Annotated in this window: 27 protein-coding genes; 1 reads left to right on the top strand and 26 read right to left on the bottom strand. The window is 41.8% G+C overall.

Annotated features, from left to right (window positions below; genetic code table 11):
- Window positions 1-5: 5 nt before the first annotated feature.
- The 26 genes from rpsK to rpsJ form a co-directional block, all read right to left on the bottom strand.
- Entirely contained in the window at window positions 6-401 is a 396-nt protein-coding gene (gene rpsK / locus H7N67_RS05335; RefSeq protein WP_001129297.1) for a 30S ribosomal protein S11, read from the bottom strand.
- A 22-nt stretch (window positions 402-423) separates the two neighbouring features.
- The gene (rpsM, locus tag H7N67_RS05330; protein ID WP_000090803.1) at window positions 424-786 is read right to left on the bottom strand and encodes a 30S ribosomal protein S13; all 363 of its coding nucleotides are present in this window, start codon (window positions 784-786) and stop codon (window positions 424-426) included.
- Window positions 787-789: 3 nt separating this feature from the next.
- Window positions 790-903 (bottom strand): 50S ribosomal protein L36, encoded by a 114-nt coding sequence (gene rpmJ, locus H7N67_RS05325; RefSeq protein WP_000868339.1) that lies wholly within the window; start codon window positions 901-903, stop codon window positions 790-792.
- A gap of 78 nt (window positions 904-981) precedes the next feature.
- The gene (gene infA, locus H7N67_RS05320; protein ID WP_000090248.1) at window positions 982-1200 is read right to left on the bottom strand and encodes a translation initiation factor IF-1; all 219 of its coding nucleotides are present in this window, start codon (window positions 1198-1200) and stop codon (window positions 982-984) included.
- Window positions 1200-1961 carry a type I methionyl aminopeptidase gene (gene map, locus H7N67_RS05315; RefSeq protein ID WP_187939284.1) on the bottom strand — a complete coding sequence of 254 codons (762 nt, stop codon included), beginning with the start codon at window positions 1959-1961 and terminating at the stop codon, window positions 1200-1202. Before map ends, infA begins: the two co-directional genes overlap by 1 nt.
- Window positions 1961-3223, bottom strand: coding sequence for a preprotein translocase subunit SecY (secY, locus tag H7N67_RS05310; RefSeq protein WP_001030183.1), 1263 nt, complete (start codon window positions 3221-3223; stop codon window positions 1961-1963). The genes map and secY overlap by 1 nt, the downstream gene beginning before the upstream one ends.
- A 39-nt stretch (window positions 3224-3262) precedes the next feature.
- The gene (gene rplO / locus H7N67_RS05305; RefSeq protein ID WP_000522167.1) at window positions 3263-3664 is read right to left on the bottom strand and encodes a 50S ribosomal protein L15; all 402 of its coding nucleotides are present in this window, start codon (window positions 3662-3664) and stop codon (window positions 3263-3265) included.
- A 17-nt stretch (window positions 3665-3681) separates the two neighbouring features.
- A complete protein-coding gene (gene rpsE / locus H7N67_RS05300) occupies window positions 3682-4125 on the bottom strand; it encodes a 30S ribosomal protein S5 (RefSeq protein ID WP_001860543.1) in 444 nt (147 codons plus the stop codon).
- 14 nt (window positions 4126-4139) lie between these two features.
- A complete protein-coding gene (gene rplR, locus H7N67_RS05295) occupies window positions 4140-4496 on the bottom strand; it encodes a 50S ribosomal protein L18 (RefSeq protein ID WP_021304090.1) in 357 nt (118 codons plus the stop codon).
- 13 nt (window positions 4497-4509) lie between these two features.
- Window positions 4510-5046, bottom strand: coding sequence for a 50S ribosomal protein L6 (rplF, locus tag H7N67_RS05290; RefSeq protein WP_000086585.1), 537 nt, complete (start codon window positions 5044-5046; stop codon window positions 4510-4512).
- A 10-nt stretch (window positions 5047-5056) separates the two neighbouring features.
- On the bottom strand, window positions 5057-5452 hold the full coding sequence (gene rpsH, locus H7N67_RS05285) for a 30S ribosomal protein S8 (RefSeq protein ID WP_000245805.1): 396 nt from the start codon (window positions 5450-5452) through the stop codon (window positions 5057-5059).
- Between the two features lie 9 nt (window positions 5453-5461).
- A complete protein-coding gene (locus H7N67_RS05280; protein ID WP_001085694.1) occupies window positions 5462-5647 on the bottom strand; it encodes a type Z 30S ribosomal protein S14 in 186 nt (61 codons plus the stop codon).
- Window positions 5648-5656: 9 nt separating this feature from the next.
- Entirely contained in the window at window positions 5657-6202 is a 546-nt protein-coding gene (gene rplE / locus H7N67_RS05275; RefSeq protein ID WP_000467365.1) for a 50S ribosomal protein L5, read from the bottom strand.
- Between the two features lie 12 nt (window positions 6203-6214).
- On the bottom strand, window positions 6215-6436 hold the full coding sequence (rplX, locus tag H7N67_RS05270) for a 50S ribosomal protein L24 (RefSeq protein WP_000834238.1): 222 nt from the start codon (window positions 6434-6436) through the stop codon (window positions 6215-6217).
- The gene (gene rplN / locus H7N67_RS05265) at window positions 6436-6804 is read right to left on the bottom strand and encodes a 50S ribosomal protein L14 (RefSeq protein WP_000616110.1); all 369 of its coding nucleotides are present in this window, start codon (window positions 6802-6804) and stop codon (window positions 6436-6438) included. Before rplN ends, rplX begins: the two co-directional genes overlap by 1 nt.
- Window positions 6805-6806: 2 nt before the next feature.
- Window positions 6807-7067 (bottom strand): 30S ribosomal protein S17, encoded by a 261-nt coding sequence (rpsQ, locus tag H7N67_RS05260; protein WP_001092746.1) that lies wholly within the window; start codon window positions 7065-7067, stop codon window positions 6807-6809.
- Between the two features lie 13 nt (window positions 7068-7080).
- Window positions 7081-7281 carry a 50S ribosomal protein L29 gene (gene rpmC, locus H7N67_RS05255; protein ID WP_000877884.1) on the bottom strand — a complete coding sequence of 67 codons (201 nt, stop codon included), beginning with the start codon at window positions 7279-7281 and terminating at the stop codon, window positions 7081-7083.
- On the bottom strand, window positions 7268-7693 hold the full coding sequence (gene rplP, locus H7N67_RS05250; RefSeq protein WP_000928961.1) for a 50S ribosomal protein L16: 426 nt from the start codon (window positions 7691-7693) through the stop codon (window positions 7268-7270). Before rplP ends, rpmC begins: the two co-directional genes overlap by 14 nt.
- 2 nt (window positions 7694-7695) lie before the next feature.
- Window positions 7696-8400 (bottom strand): 30S ribosomal protein S3, encoded by a 705-nt coding sequence (gene rpsC, locus H7N67_RS05245; protein WP_000529972.1) that lies wholly within the window; start codon window positions 8398-8400, stop codon window positions 7696-7698.
- 3 nt (window positions 8401-8403) lie between these two features.
- Window positions 8404-8772: a 50S ribosomal protein L22 gene (rplV, locus tag H7N67_RS05240; protein WP_042631352.1), complete on the bottom strand. Its 369-nt coding sequence runs from the start codon at window positions 8770-8772 to the stop codon at window positions 8404-8406.
- 9 nt (window positions 8773-8781) lie between these two features.
- Window positions 8782-9063, bottom strand: coding sequence for a 30S ribosomal protein S19 (gene rpsS / locus H7N67_RS05235; protein WP_000091385.1), 282 nt, complete (start codon window positions 9061-9063; stop codon window positions 8782-8784).
- A gap of 11 nt (window positions 9064-9074) precedes the next feature.
- On the bottom strand, window positions 9075-9905 hold the full coding sequence (gene rplB / locus H7N67_RS05230) for a 50S ribosomal protein L2 (protein ID WP_000985811.1): 831 nt from the start codon (window positions 9903-9905) through the stop codon (window positions 9075-9077).
- Window positions 9906-9921: 16 nt separating this feature from the next.
- Entirely contained in the window at window positions 9922-10203 is a 282-nt protein-coding gene (locus tag H7N67_RS05225; RefSeq protein ID WP_000763613.1) for a 50S ribosomal protein L23, read from the bottom strand.
- Window positions 10204-10206: 3 nt separating this feature from the next.
- Window positions 10207-10854 carry a 50S ribosomal protein L4 gene (gene rplD / locus H7N67_RS05220; RefSeq protein ID WP_120909599.1) on the bottom strand — a complete coding sequence of 216 codons (648 nt, stop codon included), beginning with the start codon at window positions 10852-10854 and terminating at the stop codon, window positions 10207-10209.
- A 34-nt stretch (window positions 10855-10888) separates the two neighbouring features.
- On the bottom strand, window positions 10889-11464 hold the full coding sequence (gene rplC, locus H7N67_RS05215) for a 50S ribosomal protein L3 (RefSeq protein WP_097719020.1): 576 nt from the start codon (window positions 11462-11464) through the stop codon (window positions 10889-10891).
- Window positions 11465-11500: 36 nt separating this feature from the next.
- Window positions 11501-11815, bottom strand: coding sequence for a 30S ribosomal protein S10 (gene rpsJ / locus H7N67_RS05210; protein WP_000411561.1), 315 nt, complete (start codon window positions 11813-11815; stop codon window positions 11501-11503).
- 208 nt (window positions 11816-12023) lie between these two features.
- On the opposite strand from rpsJ, the gene H7N67_RS05205 reads away from it, so the two are divergent.
- Entirely contained in the window at window positions 12024-13112 is a 1089-nt protein-coding gene (locus H7N67_RS05205) for an ATP-binding protein (RefSeq protein ID WP_187939317.1), read from the top strand.
- Window positions 13113-13171: the final 59 nt, after the last annotated feature.

Raw genomic sequence — 13171 nt, 5'->3', positions numbered from 1 at the left:
CCTCCTTACACTCTTCTTCTTTTAGGGGGTCTGCAACCATTATGAGGGAGCGGGGTGATGTCTTTAATCCAAAGCACTTTAACGCCCTCTGTCGCGCCCACGCTCTTAATGGCGGTCTCACGCCCACTACCTGGCCCTTGAACCTTAATGCCCACTTCTTTAACGCCATGCTCTTTAGCCTTGCTTAGAGCACTTTCTACAGCTTGTTGGGCCGCATAAGGGGTGGATTTTTTAGAGCCTTTAAACCCTAAACCGCCCGCCGTGCTCCAACAAATCACATTACCCATTTCATCAGTGATAGTGATGTTGGTGTTGTTAAAGGTCGCTGAAATATAAACAACCCCTCTAGCAATATTCTTTTTGACTACTTTCTTTTTAGCCACTACATTTCTCTTAGCCATTAAATCATCATCTCCTTATCCGCTACTTGCTGCCCACGGTTTTTTTCTTACCCTTACGAGTCCTAGCGTTATTTTTGGTGGTTTGGCCTCTCACAGGAAGACCCTTACGGTGCCTGATCCCACGATAGTTCCCCAAGTCCATTAAAGATTTAATATCCATTTGAACTTTTTTACGCAAATCGCCCTCTACTAGGTAGCTTTGTTGGATTTTTTTAGCGATGCTAGACACTTCATCTTCATTCAATTCATGCACGCGCTTGTCAAAAGAAATGCCCACCGCTTCTAAAATCTCTCTAGAACTCTTAAGCCCAATCCCATAAATATAGGTAAGGGCATACTCCACTCTCTTCTTTTTTGGTAAATCCACACCAGCAATCCTTGCCATGCTTTATCCTTGTCTTTGTTTGTGTTTAGGGGTAGCGCAGATCACTCTAATAACGCCCCTTCTTTTAATGATTTTGCACTTATCGCACATCTTTTTCACTGATGGCCTGACTTTCATGATTTTTCTCCTTTGAAAAAATTAGGCACTACTAAAAACTTTTATACTAACATATTTTCATTGAAATAACCCTTAAATTCATTTATATCTAAAAGTTATCCGACCCTTGTCTAAGCTATAGGGCGTAAGCTCTAGCTTGACCCTATCGCCTAAAGCAATCCTAATATAGTGCATGCGCATCTTTCCAGAAATACGGCACAACACCACATGCTTATTGTCTAATTCCACCTTAAAAGTAGCGTTAGGCAACGCCTCAATCACTTTCCCATCCACTTCTATAACATCATCTCTTGCCATTAACGCTCCGTAAGAATCACTGCTTTATTGCCAACTATGGCGATAGTATGCTCATGGTGGCTTGTGTTAAGCCCATCCACTGAAACCACGCTCCACTTATCCGCTAGTATTTTAGGCTCGCCCTGTTTTTGACACACCATAGGTTCTAAGCAAAATACCATGCCCTCTTTGATTTTAGGGCCGCTATTAGCTTTGACGCCTTTTTCTAGGTAGTTGGGGATTTCTGGCTCTTCATGGGGTTTTTTACCAATACCATGCCCGCAAAACCCCTTCAAAGGCACAAAGCCTCTTTCTGTAATAGCGCCCTCTAAAATCTGACTCAACTCTTTAAAATGCATGCCCACTCTAATTGAGCTAATGGCATGCATCAAGCTCTCTTTAGAGCAAGCGAGCAATTTTTCATCTTGCGGGCTTATCGCGCCTATAGGGAGCGTAAGGGCTGAATCGCCATAATAACCATCCACCTCCACCCCCAAATCCAAGCCTATAATATCCCCTTCTTGTAAAACATAATCCGTAGGAATGCCATGAATAACCACCTCATTTAAGGACATGCACACAGAGCTAGGGAAACCATAGAGCCCCTTAAAAGCAGGCCTAGCATGAGAGGATTTGATAAAATCTTCAGCCATTTTATCCAGCTCTAAAAGTGAAACCCCAGGCCTTACTTCTCGCTCTAAAAGGGCTAACGCTTGAGCGGTCAATTCCCCGGCTTTTCTTAGAGCTTTGATTTCTTTTGGGCTTTTAATAGAGATCGCCATTAAAAGCCTACCGCGCTTAAAGTTTTATACTTGCTCATATAAATTTGCGCTTCAATCTTTTTCATGGTATCAATAGCGACTTGAACCACAATCAGCACCGCCGTGCCTCCAAAGTAAAAAGGCACGCCCATAGCTTTAACCAAAATCCAAGGCACGGTAGAAATGAGCGCTAAATACAATGAACCCCACAAAGTGAGCTTACTCGCTACAGAATTTAAAAACGATGAAGTCCCCTCTCCAGGCCTAAGCCCTGGAATATACCCGCCATTACGCCTCAAATTATCCGCAATATCCTTAGAATTGAACACGATAGAAGAATAAAAGTAAGCGAAAAAGATGATGAGCAAGAACATCAAAATATTATACGCATACCCTTGCGGGCTTAAAAAATCTGCAATCGCTTGCAAGGTTTTGTTGCTTGTGGCTTGCTGTAAGATCGTAGAAGGGAACACGAGCAGAGCTGAAGCGAAAATAGGGGGGATCACCCCGCTTAAATTCAACTTAATGGGAATGTAATTCATGATGCGCTTGTTCTGGTTTTGCATCACCACTTTACGCGCATAAGAAATAGGGATCCTGCGTTCAGCTAATTCCACATAGATGATCGCAAAAATAGTCGCTAAAACAATCAGCACAATACCAATGAGCATTAAAATATTGATCACGCCCGTATTGACCAAATTGAATGTGCCTGAAATAGCTGATGGGATCCCTGAAACAATCCCAGCAAAAATAATGAGGCTGATCCCATTCCCCACGCCCCTTTGCGTGATTTGCTCCCCTATCCACATGAGCAGCATCGTCCCTGTAAGCATAGAAAACGCTGAAACGATCATAAAGACTTGCATATCAATCATGATCGCTCCATTGGCTCCTCCGCTAATGCTCCTTAAGCCCACTGAAACGCTCACCGCTTGGATTAGGGTGATTAAAATGGTCAAATAGCGTACGATTTGCATGTATTTTTGCATGCCGTCTCGCTCTTTTTTCATTTTAGCCAGGTTGGGGAAAGTCGCACTCAAAAGCTCCATAATAATGGAAGAAGTGATATAGGGCATGATACCCAAAGAGATGATGCTCAAGCGAGAAACCGCATTCCCACTAAACATGTTAAACAACCCCAAAGCGTTGTTGGAATTGCTGTCAAAAAAAGCCTTGATCGCTGCTAAATCTACGCCAGGAATGGGGATATAAGCTAAAACTCTATAGAGAAATAAAAAACCCAAAGTGATGAGTATCTTACTAGCAATGGCTTTATTCATAACTTATTCCTCTTAAATCAAGCTGATACAATAGGGGCATTATTTCTGCCCGCTTGTTTTGATTCTCTCATCTTTAATTTTAGAAGCCAAGTTTTTAGCGTCTTTACCGATCAATTTCACGCCTTCAATATAAAGGGGGAAATGGTGTAAAGCGCGCAAGCTTGAAAAAGTGATTTCTTCTAAATTTTTAATCGCTTCATTCTTTTCCACATTGATAGAATAGATATGAGAATCTTTAGTCCTAAAACCTATTTTAGGCAAACGGCGTTGCAAGGGTTGTTGCCCTCCTTCAAAGCCTCTTTTAGCCTTATAACCTGTCCTTGCGGTTTGACCTTTACCGCCTCTTGTGGCCGTTTTTCCCATGCCGCTTCCTTGACCACGGCCCACTCGTTTGATTTTCTTAACGCTACCTTTAGCCGGTTTTAAATTTTCTAATCCCATCATCATATCCTTTTTAACTACGCCTTGATTTTCGCTAAAGCGTCAAAAGTCGCACGCACCACATTATAGGGGTTGTTGGAGCCTAAAGATTTGGTGAGAATATCCTTAATGCCTGCTAATTCCACGATAGGGCGCGTTGAACCCCCAGCAATCACTCCCGTTCCCTCACTTGCCGGTTTGAGTAAAATACGGCTTGCGTTGTATTTATGTTCAATATCATGAGCGATAGTCGTGCCTTTAATGGTTACATGAATTAGGTTCTTAAACGCATCATCTACCGCTTTTTTAATCGCATCAGGGACTTCCTTAGCCTTGCCCAAACCAAAGCCTACAAGCCCATTTTTATTGCCCACAACCACTAAAGCGTTAAAACGAAACCGCCTACCGCCCTTAACCACTTTGGTTACACGACCAATATTCACAACGACTTCTTGAAACTCTTCTCTGTTAATCTCTTCCATACCTTTCCTTTCTGTCATAGAGCAATCCCATTCTCTCTCAAGCTTTCAGCAAACGCTGCCACCACACCATGATAGAGATAACCATTCCTGTCATAAACCGCTCGCTCAATCCCTACTTTTTTCAATTCTTCAGCAAAGAGAGCGCCTAATTTTTTAGCGTCTTCTTGCGTGTTTTTAAAGCCCATTTTCCTGCCGTCAATATGCGTTATGGTGCTTTGTTTAACATCATCAATCGCTTGCGCATAAAAATAGCGGTTGGAACGAAAAACGCTCACCCTAGGCCTTAACGCATCGCCTAAGAGTTTGCTTTTAATCCTTAATTTTCGGCGATCTCTTAAGGCTTTCTTTTTATACAATGCTTTTGCGTTCATCACTTCACCTTATTTATTTTTTAGCTGTTTTACCAGCTTTTCTAATAATGACTTCATCGCTGTATTTCACGCCCTTGCCCTTGTATGGCTCTGGGGGTCTGAAGCTCCTGATTTCAGCGGCGACTTGCCCTACTTTTTGCTTATCGCTCCCTTTGATAGTGATCGTGTTTTTTTCCACCACCATTTCAATCCCTGCTGGAATGGGGTATTTCACTGGGTGGCTAAAACCCAAACTCAAATCCAAAGTTTTATTGCCCAAAGCCACCTTATAGCCCACGCCATTGACTTCTAAAGTCTTAGCAAAACCGGTGCTTAAGCCTATTACAATGTTGTTGGCTAACGCCCCATAAGTCCCCCAATAAGCCCTAGATTGCGCGTCTTCGCCCACAGGCTGGAAGCTCAATTGGTTGTTTTCAAGCGTGATTTTCACTCGGTTGTGAGTTTCTAATTCATGCTTTTCTTTGCTGTTTTTAAAAAGAAGCTTGCTCCCTTCAACGCTCGCTTGCACAGAGCTTGGAATTTCAATGATTCTTTTCCCAATTCTTGACATTTTCAATCCTTTACCAAATGCTGCAAAGCACTTCGCCACCGACATTTTGTCTGTAAGCTTCTTCGTTGGTGATCACCCCTTTAGAAGTGCTTACCACAATCACGCCATAGCCATTTTTAAAGCGCTTCAACTCGTTTTTTTGCTTATACACACGACGACCGGGCTTGCTTAAGCGCTTCACTTCGCTGATTTTTGAATGCCCTTTTTCATCATAAGCCAATTGCACATAAACCGATTGTTTCTTGTCTTTATCTTTGACATTGAAATCTTTAATGAAACCTTTTTCTTTAAAAATCTCTAAAATAGAAACCACGATCTTTGCGTAATAAAGCTGTGTGAATTCTAAGCGGCGCATAGAAGCGTTTCTCAAACGAGTTAATGAATCTGCAATTATATCATTTACCATATCTTATCCTTACCAACTAGCTTTTCTCAAGCCTGGGATGAGTCCCTCACTGCCCATTTTTCTTAAGCACACCCTACAAAGTCCAAAATCCCTATACACCGAATGAGGTCTCCCACAAATGCGGCATCTGGTATAAGCTCTTACTTGAAATTTTGGTTTCCTTTGAGCCTTTGCTATCATTGATTTTTTAGCCATATTAACCCCTTATCTCACTTTTGCAAAAGGCAATCCAAGCAATTCTAACAACTTGAACGCTTCTTTATCGTTGTCTGTAGAAGTTACCATAGTGATGTTCATGCCATGACTGACCATAATATCATCATAAACCACTTCCGGGAAAATCAACTGCTCATTGATCCCAAAAGTGTAATTCCCACGCCCATCAAAACCATTCCGTGAAATCCCTCTAAAGTCTTTCACTCTGGGCAATGAAATCACAATCAGCTTTTCTAAGAAATTATACATGCGTTTATTCCTTAAGGTAACTTTCGCCCCTACCGCCATGCCTTCTCTGATCTTAAAGCCTGCAACGGATTTTTTCGCTTTAGTGATAACCGCCTTTTGCCCTGCAATCAAAGAAATCGTTTGCGCGATATTTTGCATGATTTTCATGTCTTTTGCATGAGCCCCAGCGCCCACGCTGATAACGATTTTTTCTAGCTTGGGCAAAAGCATGGGGTTTTTGATGTCTAATTCTTGAGCGAGTTTTGCCCTCACTTCATTTTGATAAAATTGTTTCAAACCAAACATGTATCCAACTCCTTAGGCTTTCTTCACATTGGAAATGTGCATGGGCTTTTCTTTATGGATAAAGCCCCCTTTAGGGTTATCATCAGTAGGTTTAATCGCTTTTTTCACCACTTTACACCCTTCAACAACCACTTGAGAAGTCTTAGGCAACACCGCTAAAACCTTAGCGACCTTACCCTTATCGTCTCCTGCAATGACTTTCACCATGTCATTTTTTTTGATTTCGCTTTTCATTATACAACCTCCGGCGCTAGAGAAATAATTTTCATGAAATTAGCGTAACGCACTTCTCGGCTCACGGGCCCAAAAATCCTTGTGCCAACCGGATCTTTTTTAGCGTCCAAAATCACTGCCGCATTGTCATCAAAACGCACCAAAGAACCATTTTTTCTTTGGATTTCTTTTTTCGTTCTCACCACAACGGCTTTGACTACTTGACCGCGCTTCACCTTACCATTAGGGATAGCTTTTTTCACGGAAGCCACGATCACGCTACCCACGCTCGCATAGCGTTTATGGCTGCCTCCTAACACCTTAATGCACATGATTTCTTTAGCGCCGCTATTGTCAGCGACATTCAATCTCGTAAAACTCTGTATCATGCTTATACTCCCACTACTAAAATTTCTTTAAGCGTGAAAGACTTGGTTTTAGAAAGCGGTCTGCACTCAATCGCGCTCACAAAATCCCCTACTTTCACCTGATTGTTTTCATCATGGATGGTGTATTTTTTGAACTTTTTAACAATCTTGCGGTATTTTTCATGCACCACTTTTCTTTCCACAAGAATCACAGCGCTTTTTTCAGCAAACTTGCTGATAACCTTGCCTTGCACTAACCTCTTATGCGGCTCTTTTGTATTCATTGCTTACCCTTTTTTACTCAACGCTAGAAGAATAATGCGCATTAATGGCCGTGTTAATGCGAGCGATATTTCTTCTGGCTTTCTTAATCTCGTTAGGATTACTCAATTGCATAGCCTTTAACTTAACGCGCAACTCAAAAAGCTCCGCTTTCTTAGCATGCAACAACTCTTCTAATTCCTTGATACTCTTATCTTTCAATTCAGTATATTTCATTTTCGCTCTCACAAGTTACAATTTTGGTTTTAAAAGGAAGTTTGCTCTGAGCTAACGCTAAAGCTTCTCTCGCTAGTCCTTCTTCAATGCCTAGCATTTCATAAACGATTCTGCCCGGCTTGATATTCATCACCCATTTTTCCACAGAGCCTTTACCTTTACCCATCCTGGTTTCTAAAGGCTTAGCGGTCAAAGGCTTATCGGGAAATACTCTAATCCACACCTTACCCGCTCTTTTAATGTGCCTTGTCATAGCCACCCTTGCGGATTCAATCTGGCGTGAATCAATCCTCCCATGCTCTATGGCTTTAATCGCAATATCCCCAAACGCAATGGAGTTACCACGATGGGCTTTCCCACGATTGCGCCCTTTCATTTGCTTTCTGTATTTTGTTCTTTTTGGCATTAACATGATTATTGCCTCCCTCTTCTGCTTCTTCTAGGCTCTCTTTCTTCTTTAGCCTCTTCTTTTTTCTCAAATTGGATGCCTTTTTGCAAAACTTCCCCTTTGAAAATCCACACTTTCACGCCAATAATACCATATACCGTCATCGCTTCAGCAAAGCCGTAATCAATCTTAGCCCTTAAGGTGTGTAAAGGCACGCGCCCTTCCATATACCATTCGGTGCGAGCGATTTCAGCCCCTGCTAAACGGCCAGAAACGCGCACCTTGATCCCTTTAGCGCCGGATTTTAACGCCGCTTGCATGACCTTTTTCATCGCACGGCGGAAAGCGACCCTTTTTTCTAGCTGGGTGGCTACATTTTCTGCGGCTAATTGGGCGTCAGCTTGGGGGCGTTTGACTTCTTTAATATTAATGGAGACTTCTTTTTTGATGAGCGTTTTTAGGCCTTCTTTGACTTTTTCAATATCCACGCCTTTTTTACCAATGATAAGCCCTGGGCGAGCCGCTACGACCGTAACGCGCAGTTTTTTAGCCGCTCTTTCAATCACAATCTCGCTCACGCCAGCATAATAAAGCTCTTTTTTAAGGAATTTCCTAATTTTATTGTCTTCATCAATATTGCTTGGAGCGGTGCGAGCGCTAGGGAACCATCTGGAAGTCCAATTCCTATTAATACCTAATCTTAAACCTACCGGATTAACTTTTTGTCCCATGCCCTACTTACCTTCTGCTTGATTTTTTTTATGTCTTTTAGAAGATTTCATTTCTTTCCCTTCTGCTACTTCTACGAATACATGAGATGTTGGCTTTCTAATGGCTGTGGCTCTGCCTTTAGCCCTTGGAATGGAGCGCCTAAGCACAGGGCCAGCATCCACTCTGCAAGAAACAATCAGAGCGCTCTTGGCGTCTAAAGAGCCGTTAGCGACCGCAGAAGCCACCACTTTTGAAAGCACTCTGGCCGCTTTATTGGGCGTAAATTCCAAACTAGCGATCGCTAATTCAGCGTTCATGCCTTGGATCTGTCTTGCAATCAATCTGGCTTTAGTAGGAGATAACCGCACAAATCTTAATAACGCTTTACTCATTCTACCCCCTTACTTGCCAATCTTTTTTTGGACACTGCCTTTGTGCCCTTTAAAAGTTCTTGTAGGAGCGAATTCCCCTAACTTATAACCCACATGGTTTTCTGTGATATACACAGGGACAAAAACCCTGCCATTATGCACATTATAAGTAAAACCAATCATTTCAGGCAAAATGGTGCTTCTTCTAGACCATGTTTTAATCGGGCGGTTATCCTTACCCTCTTTTGCCTTGAGCGTTTTTTTCATCAAGTGGTCGTCTATAAAAGGACCCTTTTTAATTGACCTAGACATTCTTTAACCCTTTATTTATGTTTCTTTCTGGAAATGATGAGCTTGTCGCTAGCTTTTTTCTTTCTCGTTTTATAGCCCTTAGCTGGAGTGCCCCAAGGCGATACAGGATGACCGCTTGTCCCTGTTTTACCCTCACCCCCACCATGCGGGTGATCCACTGGGTTCATCGCGCTACCACGAGTTTGTGGGCGGATGCCTCTGTGGCGGTTACGCCCTGCCTTACCGATAGAGACATTGATAAAATCCTCATTCCCTACCACGCCAACACTCGCCATGCATTCGCTTAAAATGTAGCGCATTTCAGAGCTTGGCATCCTGAGAATGGTGTATTTATTTTCCCTACCCATGATTTGAGCGCTCATCCCAGCGCTTCTGGCTAATTGCCCGCCAGCCCCCGGATGCATTTCAATATTATGCACCACCGTCCCTATAGGGATATTTTTTAACTTCATCGCAAAGCCCACTTTAATATCCAAACCGCCTTCAGCAGCGATAACGCTATCGCCCACTTTCAAACCGCTTGGCTGTAAAATATAGCGTTTGTCCCCATCAGGATAGACCACAAGAGCGATGCGTGCGTTTCTGTAAGGATCATACTCAATCGCAGCCACTTTCCCTTCAATATTGTATTTGTTGCGTTTGAAATCAATAATGCGATAGAGTTTTTTAGCCCCTCTCTCTTTGTGGCGGCTGGTGATGCGCCCGTTATTGTTTCTCCCTGCTGTTGCTTTAAGCTTAGTGAGTAAGCCTTTGACACTGCTTTTTGCGGTAATGTCTTTAGAGTCCAACACCGACATGAAGCGTCTGCTTGGGGTGTAGGGCTTATAAGTTTTAATCGCCATAACGCTTTCTCCTTTCTTACGCGCCAAGGGCGGCAATGCTAGCGCCCTCTGGAACTTTCACATAAAATTTCTTAAACGACTTTCTTTGTCCAAGCTTCCCTCTAAAGCGTTTCACCTTACCTTCTTGTTTCAAAGAATTGATTTTCAAAGGCTCAAAGCCAAAGTAAGTTTTAAACACTTCTTTGAGCTGGTTTTTGGTTACATTTTGAGCCGTTTGGACCACTAAAACGCCTTTTTCTTGCAATCCTAATGACTTTTCAGTGTAAAGAATTGACTTTATATCCATGATGTCTGCCATTTTTTACTCCTCTGTCTTATCTTGCACCACATGCTGAAACGCTGCTTCTTCCATCACCACAGAGCTAAACGCCGCCAAAAGATAAGCGTTTAACTCGCTCACATCAACAATAAGGCATTTTTTAAGGTTACTAAAGGCTAACTCGGTGTATTCGTCCATGTTTAAGCACACAAACAAAGTGTCTCGTTGCTCTAAAGCCTGGAACATTTGGTTGGCTTCTTTAGTCAAATGCTTTCTTTTATTGTCTTCAACCACACCCTTTATAGCAATTTTTTCCACCACAAAAAGCTTATTCGCTTGCGCTTTTTCTTCTAAAGCGTATTCTAAAGCTAGGCGTTTTTGTTTTTTATTGATTTTAAGGTTGTAATTGCGGTTATTCGTAGCCCCATGAGAGACGCCCCCACCCACAAACACAGGCGAAGTGATGCTCCCTGCTCTGGCTCTTCCGCCCCCTTTTTGCGCCCAAGGCTTCCTACCGCCCCCGCTCACTTCAGCACGGTTTTTACTTTTAGCGGTATTAGCGCGTGCAGAAGATAAATAATGTTTCACATAAAGATAGAGGTTATGGCTGTTGATACCCTCATATCTTTTAGGTAACTCCACGCTACCCTTTTCTTTCAAATGGCTGTCTAAAACGATGGCCTTACTCATATCAAACCCTTTATATTATATTCAATGTATGGTTTTATACCGCTCTGATGCGTCCATAAGCCCCAGAAAAGCCGGCCACTGAACCCTTTAGCACTAACACCATACTTTCTTTATCAAAAGAGAGCACCTCGTTTTGGCAAGTAACTAGCTCATTGCCATAATGCCCTGCCATTTTCCTACCCTTTTGCACTCTTCCTGGCCATTCTCTGTTACCAATAGAACCAGGGCGGCGATGGAAACGACTCCCATGAGCGGCAGGCCCGCCTTGGAAATTCCAACGCTTCATCACCCCCGCAAAGCCTCTCCCTTTAGTTTTAAAGCTCGCTTTAACCCTTTTAAGCGTTTCTAAAGCGCTCAAATCCAAATCGCCCAACTCTTGTTGCTGGGAAGCTTTTAAGGTAGCGAAATGGTTAAACTCTTTACTGAGTTGGTATTTCTTTTGCTGGCCTTCAATCGCCTTATTGTGTTTTTTATGCATCGCATAGGCCACTAAAGCTTTCCCGTTTTCTAATTGGCACACTTTCGCTTGCAAAACTTTAAGCAAGGTTACAGGCGTGCTGTTAGTGTCAATGGTGCGGCTCATGCCTATCTTTTGAACTAAAAATTCCATATCTAACCCTTATTTTATTATCTCAATGCGTTAGGACTACTTCGTTTCCATAGAGGTTACTTCTACATCCACTTCAGGAGCTAAATCCAACTTCATCAAGCTATCCACGGTTTCTGGGGTGGCCGAGATAATATCAATCAATCGGCTATAAACCCTAATCTCAAACTGCTCTCTTGAATCCTTATTGACATGCGGGGAGCGTAAAACGGTGTAACGCTTATTCTTAGTCGGCAAAGGGATAGGCCCTCTAATTTCAGAACCTGAGCGCTTTACGGCTTCCACGATAGCTACAACAGAGCGATCCAACACTCTATGGTCATAAGCTTTGAGCTTCAACCTGATTTTTTCCATAAACTCTCCTAAAAGAACTCGTTTTATCCGTTACTAAAAACAGAATAAAACAATAAAATAAAAACTGAAATACTACTCAAAATGCGCCATTTAGTCAATAACTTTTGCTATTTTTAGGGATTTTTAGAGATTTTTACTTCCTTTTTATAAGGAAATAGAAAAAATGCGCTACGATTATCTTAATCCAATCTCATTTGAAAGGAAGTTCATGCCCCTTTCTTGCTTGCACCCTTTTGGGCCTTTTGAAACCCCTAAAGAGCCGGCTTTAAACAACCCGCTTTTAAAGGCGCATTCAAGCGATAAAATCTGTCTTTTAGGTCCGATGAAATCCGGTAAAACCACTTTTGCCCTCAAACTAGCGAAGGATTTTAAAAACCCTGTGTATATCAATTACAATGACATGCGCTTGAACAAAAACATTCTAAGATCATGGCTTTTAAAATGGCATTTAGAAAAGAAAATGGATTTGCTCATTTTAGATCATATTGATCGCTTGGATTTCAGCCTGCCTAAGCTTCCTAAAATCGTTCTTATCCCTAATTATTTAAGCCCCATAACAACGCCAGATTGCAGCTTGTGCTATGCGTTAGGGTTGAATTTTAAAGAATATACTAGCTTTTTCAAACCCAACACCCCTAAAAACACCCTGTTTAACCGCTTTTTAAAAGACGGCAACGCTTTAGATTCGCTTTTTACAGAAAATGAGCAAGAAAAAATCCTAAAAAAACAAGAAAATATTAAATTAATCTTTCAAAATTACGCCCCCTTAATGGCTAAAATCTGCTCGCATCAGTCTAAGTTTGTGAGCGCTTTTTATCTTTATACGCAACTCAAAAAAGAGCTTAAGATCTCTAAAGACACCCTTTATAAATTGTTACACGCGCTAGAAAACCAGCGCATCATTTTTTTAGTCCCCAATTTTGAAAACAATAAAACTAAATTGTATCTGTGCGATTTTGCCTTTCCTTATAGCCTGACTCCTAACCCTTCGCTTTTAAATGTTTTTGAAAACATGGTTTTTTTAGAGCTTTACAAGCAATTCCCAAATCATGAGCTTTACTCCCATGACAATGGGATTTTTATCTTGCATAAAAACGCCACTAACAAGCTCGCCCTCATCGCCCACGCTTTCCCCACGCCTCATTTTTTAGAAAAACAGCTTTCTTGGTGCCATAAACATGGGTTTTTAAAAATTGCAGTCGTTTCTATCAACGCCCCTATTTCAGCAGCTAATACCCCCTACAAACACCTTAATTTCATTGATTTTTCTTTGGATATTCAATCTATTTTGGTATAATAACTAATTGTATTTATGTATTTATGTATTTATGTATTTATGTATTTATGTATTTATGT

The organism is Helicobacter pylori, assembly GCF_014498195.1.
Taxonomy (GTDB): domain Bacteria; phylum Campylobacterota; class Campylobacteria; order Campylobacterales; family Helicobacteraceae; genus Helicobacter; species Helicobacter pylori_DO.
Note: the sequence above shows the minus strand (reverse complement) of the source record. Positions and strands in the feature narration are given on the sequence as shown.

Coding starts and splice junctions, on each gene's coding strand:
- infA (WP_000090248.1), bottom strand. CDS start 1,200: ATGGCAAGAGATGATGTTATAGAAGTGGATGGGAAAGTGATTGAGGCG.
- rplD (WP_120909599.1), bottom strand. CDS start 10,854: ATGAGTAAGGCCATCGTTTTAGACAGCCATTTGAAAGAAAAGGGTAGC.
- H7N67_RS05205 (WP_187939317.1), top strand. CDS start 12,024: ATGCCCCTTTCTTGCTTGCACCCTTTTGGGCCTTTTGAAACCCCTAAA.
- rplP (WP_000928961.1), bottom strand. CDS start 7,693: ATGTTAATGCCAAAAAGAACAAAATACAGAAAGCAAATGAAAGGGCGC.
- rplX (WP_000834238.1), bottom strand. CDS start 6,436: ATGAAAAGCGAAATCAAAAAAAATGACATGGTGAAAGTCATTGCAGGA.
- secY (WP_001030183.1), bottom strand. CDS start 3,223: ATGAATAAAGCCATTGCTAGTAAGATACTCATCACTTTGGGTTTTTTA.
- rplV (WP_042631352.1), bottom strand. CDS start 8,772: ATGAGTAAAGCGTTATTAAGATTTGTGCGGTTATCTCCTACTAAAGCC.
- rpsK (WP_001129297.1), bottom strand. CDS start 401: ATGGCTAAGAGAAATGTAGTGGCTAAAAAGAAAGTAGTCAAAAAGAAT.
- rplO (WP_000522167.1), bottom strand. CDS start 3,664: ATGGGATTAGAAAATTTAAAACCGGCTAAAGGTAGCGTTAAGAAAATC.
- rpsQ (WP_001092746.1), bottom strand. CDS start 7,067: ATGAATACAAAAGAGCCGCATAAGAGGTTAGTGCAAGGCAAGGTTATC.
- rpsE (WP_001860543.1), bottom strand. CDS start 4,125: ATGGAAGAGATTAACAGAGAAGAGTTTCAAGAAGTCGTTGTGAATATT.
- rpsJ (WP_000411561.1), bottom strand. CDS start 11,815: ATGGAAAAAATCAGGTTGAAGCTCAAAGCTTATGACCATAGAGTGTTG.
- rplR (WP_021304090.1), bottom strand. CDS start 4,496: ATGAACGCAAAAGCATTGTATAAAAAGAAAGCCTTAAGAGATCGCCGA.
- rpsM (WP_000090803.1), bottom strand. CDS start 786: ATGGCAAGGATTGCTGGTGTGGATTTACCAAAAAAGAAGAGAGTGGAG.
- H7N67_RS05280 (WP_001085694.1), bottom strand. CDS start 5,647: ATGGCTAAAAAATCAATGATAGCAAAGGCTCAAAGGAAACCAAAATTT.
- rpmC (WP_000877884.1), bottom strand. CDS start 7,281: ATGAAATATACTGAATTGAAAGATAAGAGTATCAAGGAATTAGAAGAG.
- rplC (WP_097719020.1), bottom strand. CDS start 11,464: ATGGAATTTTTAGTTCAAAAGATAGGCATGAGCCGCACCATTGACACT.
- map (WP_187939284.1), bottom strand. CDS start 1,961: ATGGCGATCTCTATTAAAAGCCCAAAAGAAATCAAAGCTCTAAGAAAA.
- rplB (WP_000985811.1), bottom strand. CDS start 9,905: ATGGCGATTAAAACTTATAAGCCCTACACCCCAAGCAGACGCTTCATG.
- rpsS (WP_000091385.1), bottom strand. CDS start 9,063: ATGTCTAGGTCAATTAAAAAGGGTCCTTTTATAGACGACCACTTGATG.
- rpsC (WP_000529972.1), bottom strand. CDS start 8,400: ATGGGACAAAAAGTTAATCCGGTAGGTTTAAGATTAGGTATTAATAGG.
- rplN (WP_000616110.1), bottom strand. CDS start 6,804: ATGATACAGAGTTTTACGAGATTGAATGTCGCTGACAATAGCGGCGCT.
- rpmJ (WP_000868339.1), bottom strand. CDS start 903: ATGAAAGTCAGGCCATCAGTGAAAAAGATGTGCGATAAGTGCAAAATC.
- H7N67_RS05225 (WP_000763613.1), bottom strand. CDS start 10,203: ATGGCAGACATCATGGATATAAAGTCAATTCTTTACACTGAAAAGTCA.
- rplF (WP_000086585.1), bottom strand. CDS start 5,046: ATGTCAAGAATTGGGAAAAGAATCATTGAAATTCCAAGCTCTGTGCAA.
- rpsH (WP_000245805.1), bottom strand. CDS start 5,452: ATGGTAAATGATATAATTGCAGATTCATTAACTCGTTTGAGAAACGCT.
- rplE (WP_000467365.1), bottom strand. CDS start 6,202: ATGTTTGGTTTGAAACAATTTTATCAAAATGAAGTGAGGGCAAAACTC.